The sequence below is a fragment of the Nocardiopsis sp. TNDT3 genome (assembly GCF_003427465.1).
GTDB classification, from domain to species: Bacteria; Actinomycetota; Actinomycetes; order Streptosporangiales; family Streptosporangiaceae; genus Nocardiopsis; species Nocardiopsis dassonvillei.
The window spans coordinates 1-3,616 of the sequence record NZ_QPFC01000626.1 but is presented as its reverse complement, the minus strand read 5'-3'; the positions used below and the strand labels follow the sequence as shown (position 1 = coordinate 3,616).

General features: G+C 72.9%; 3 protein-coding genes. 1 reads left to right on the top strand and 2 read right to left on the bottom strand.

All coding sequences use genetic code 11. The annotated features are described in order from the left end of the window. Window positions 1-168: 168 nt before the first annotated feature. Together DQW06_RS15950 and DQW06_RS15945 are read right to left on the bottom strand one after the other, a co-directional pair. A complete protein-coding gene (locus DQW06_RS15950) occupies window positions 169-1,269 on the bottom strand; it encodes a cytochrome P450 (protein ID WP_117198824.1) in 1,101 nt (366 codons plus the stop codon). Continuing rightward, window positions 1,251-2,579 carry a cytochrome P450 gene (locus DQW06_RS15945; protein ID WP_013155550.1) on the bottom strand — a complete coding sequence of 443 codons (1,329 nt, stop codon included), beginning with the start codon at window positions 2,577-2,579 and terminating at the stop codon, window positions 1,251-1,253. The genes DQW06_RS15950 and DQW06_RS15945 overlap by 19 nt, the downstream gene beginning before the upstream one ends. A 259-nt stretch (window positions 2,580-2,838) precedes the next feature. Between DQW06_RS15945 and DQW06_RS15940 the strand changes: the two genes are divergently transcribed. Beyond that, the gene (locus DQW06_RS15940; protein ID WP_013155551.1) at window positions 2,839-3,588 is read left to right on the top strand and encodes a hypothetical protein; all 750 of its coding nucleotides are present in this window, start codon (window positions 2,839-2,841) and stop codon (window positions 3,586-3,588) included. Window positions 3,589-3,616 lie beyond the last annotated feature (28 nt).

The following is a 3,616-nucleotide window of genomic DNA, read 5'->3' as shown; positions in this document are numbered from 1 at the left end:
GGGCCGGAACCCGCTTCCGGCCCCGATCCGGAACCCCAACCGACCCCGGGGACCACGTCCGTCCCGGAGGCCGCACGGGTCCTGGGACCGCCCACGAACCGGGGAGCACACCCAAGCCGGGAGCCGTACCCGGCCCGGGGCCGCGACCGCTCCCCGGGCCGGACGGACTCAGCCCCAGACGACGGGGAGCGCGGCCCGACCGCTCGCCACGATGGACGGGGCCTGCTCCACCTCCGCCCCCTCGGCCAGGCGCAGGTCCGGGAAGCGCGTGAAGAGCGCCTCCAGCGCGGTCACGCCCTCCAGCCGGGCCAGCCCCGCGCCCAGGCAGAAGTGCGGACCGTGCGAGAAGGCCAGGTGCCCCCGCTGCTCCCTCCGCGGGTCGAAGGCGTGCGCGTCCTCGCCGTGGCGCCCCGGGTCGCGCCCCGCCGCGCCGAAGCCCATGAGCAGCGCCTCCCCCGCGGGCACGCGCGTGCCCGCCAGGGTGACGTCCTCGGCCGTGTAGCGCAGCGGCAGGTACTGGATGCTGGCGTCCCAGCGCAGGGTCTCCTCGACCGCGTCGGCCCAGGAGGCGCCGCCGGACCGCACCAGCTCCAGCTGGTCCCGGTGGGTGAGCAGCGCGTGCACGGCGTTGGTGATGAGGTTCATCGTGGTCTCGTAGCCCGCGCCGATCATGAGGATCAGCGTCCACACCAGTTCGGTGTGGGAGAGCCGCTCGTCGCCCTCCGCCCGCGCCTGGAGCAGCGCGCTGGTGAGGTCGTCGCCCGGCTCACGGGACTTGCGCTCGGCCAGCTCCGCCAGGAAGGCCTGCATGTCGGCGTTGGTCCGTGCCGCCACCTCCGGGGTGGTGGTCGCGTCGAAGACCCGGTGCATCAGGGTGTGGAGGGTGCCGCGGTGCTCCGCCCCGACCCCGAACAGCTCGGAGATGACCGTCATGGGCAGCGGCAGCGACAGCGCCGCCTTGAGGTCCACCGGTCCCGGCCCGGCGGCGGCGAGGCCGTCGAGCAGTTCGGCGGTGATCTCGGTGATCCTCGGGCGCAGCTCCTCCACCCGGCGCGGGGTGAACGCCTGTGAGACCAGGGTCCGCAGGCGCCGGTGGCGGTCGCCGTCCGCGGTGAGCATGTTGTCCGGGGCCACCCAGGAGATCAGCGGCCAGTCCATGGGGATCTCGCCCTGCGCCCACGCCCGCCAGTGCCGCGCCTCCTTGCGCACGCCGGGGTGGGCGAGGGCCTCCATGATGACGTCGTGGCCGGTCAGCGCCCGAACAACCACGCCACCAGTGATCTCAACCTCGACGACGGGGCCGCGGTCGCGGAGTCCGGCTGTCTGTCGGTGGAGGTCGTAGGGGTGGAGGACGGGGATGTCTGCTGCCATGGCGGTGTTCCCTTCGGGGAGTCGGGCGGAAATTCCACGGGGAGTTCGGCCAGGGCCCGCGCGAACGGGGAGACGCGCCAGCGCGGGGCCGGGTCGGTCACGCGCAGGCCGCGCAGGCGCCTGGTGAGGACCTCCACGCCGACCTGGGCCATGGCCTGGGCGAACCCGTGGGCCGGGCAGCGGTGCGGACCGACCCCGAAGGCCAGGTGGGCGCGGGTGACGTGCTCGATGTCGGGTCCGTTCTCGGCCATCGCGCTGTGGGCCGCGGCGTAGCCGAGGAGGATGGGCTCGCCCTTGCGGATGACCCGTCCGCCGCTGATCTCCACGTCGCGCACCGGGTAGAGGACCGGGTAGTTGGTGATGGGCGGCTCGCGCCACAGGACCTGCTCGACCACCTCGTCGATCCCGACGAGGGCGCCGTTGAGGGCCCGGCTCACCTCGGGGTCGGTGAGGATCGTGTGCGTGGCGGCCGCGATGAGGTTGGCGGTCGGCTCGGCGCCGGCGCCGATGGTCACGACGAGCTGGTGCAGCATCTCCTCGTCGGTGAGCCCCGCCCGGTGCTGGAGCAGCCAGGTGGTGATGTCCTCCCCCGGCGACGCGTGCTTGTGCGAGATGGCGTCGGACAGGGCGCGCTCGTACTCGGCGTTGGCGCGCACGACGTCGTTGCCGTCCCACAGGTCCACGAGCGAGGTCAGGACGCGCTCGCCGACCTCGCGCGAGAAGCCGAACAGGTCGCAGAGCACCAGCAGCGGCAGCAGGCGGGCGTACTCGGACACCAGCTCCGCGCTGCCGCGTTCGACGAAGGCGTCGATGAGGCTGTCGGCGTGGCGGCGGGTGCTCTCGCCGACACGGCTCTCGGGCACTCGGCCCAGGGAGTCGACCACCGACCGCTTGAGGCGGGCGTGGGCGTCGTCGTCGGCGAAGAGCAGGTTGGGGCGGTAGGCCATCATCGCGGCCACGGGGGCGTCGTCGGGGACGCGCCCCTCGGACCAGTCGAGCCAGAGCCGGGAGTCGCGCCGGAAGGTGCGGCTGTCCCTGCACCAGGCCGTGATGAGGGCGTAGTCGGCGACCACCCAGGCGCTGATCCCTGGGGAGATCTCGGCGGGGAAGACGGAGCCGTGTTCCTTGGTCATCCGCGCGTAGACGTCGTGCGGGTCGGCGTGGAACTCGGGGGCGTGGAGTTCGGCGTAGGGGCAGCGGGAAGCCAACGTTTTCCTGTTCTACAGGGGGGTTCGAGAGCCGCGCCAGTCTAGTACCGCGACATGTCCGTCGTTCCTTCCGTCCCATCCGTTCCACCCCCGCGGAACGGAGGGAGCGCCCGCCCTCCTCCCGGAGTCCCGGAGGTGCCCGGTCAGCGGCGCGAGTTGTAGCATCGTGGCCGGATTCCTCCCCCCTGCAACCCGCTCCTCCGGTCCCGGCGAAGGCCGCGCGGCGGGGCTTCCTCGACACACACGGGAACGGACGTTCATGGACGCTGAAGACACCCAGGTCATGACCAGGACGGGTGAGTTCACCAGCACCACCCTGAGCTGGGAGACCTCGGTCCGGGGTCGGGTCGCGGCGGCGGTCGACCGCCTCTCCGGGCCGCTGTCCGACCTGCTGGAGCGCGACGCCAACGACGGCGACACCCGCATGCTCGTCGCCGACTTCTTCAGCGTCGGCCTGAACTTCAGCAAGTACCAGGACATGACCACCCAGTACCGGACCAGCGGGGACTCGATCGACTACGCGATCGTGCTGGACGGCAAGCTGTTCGCGCCGGTGGAGGTGCGCCGGGTCGGCCAGGAGCTCGACCAGCGCAACATCCAGGTGTCCCGGCGCCTGGCCGTCGAGGAGGGCGCCGAGTGGGTGATCCTCACCAACGGCCGCCTCTGGAAGGTCTACCACCTGCGCCCCGACGAGGGCGGCGGCAACCGGCCGGTGGAGGTCATCGACGTCGACCTCACCGACGCCGACGCCTACCAGCGCAACATCGACGCCCTGTTCCACATCACCCGCGAAGCCGTCGACCGCGGTCGGCTGGACACCCTGCGCGGGTGGAAGGAGGCCGTCGAGGCGGCCCCCGTCGCCGAGGTGCTGCGCAGCGACGCCGTGGTGGACGCGGTCCGCGCGCAGCTGCGCGCCGCCACGGGCCACCTGGGGCACACGGGCGACGCCGACGAGGTGCGCCGCGCCCTGGTCGAGGAGGTCATCGCGCCGGGTCTGCTCAAGGACTGACCCCGGTGGCGGGCCCGGCCCCCGGGGG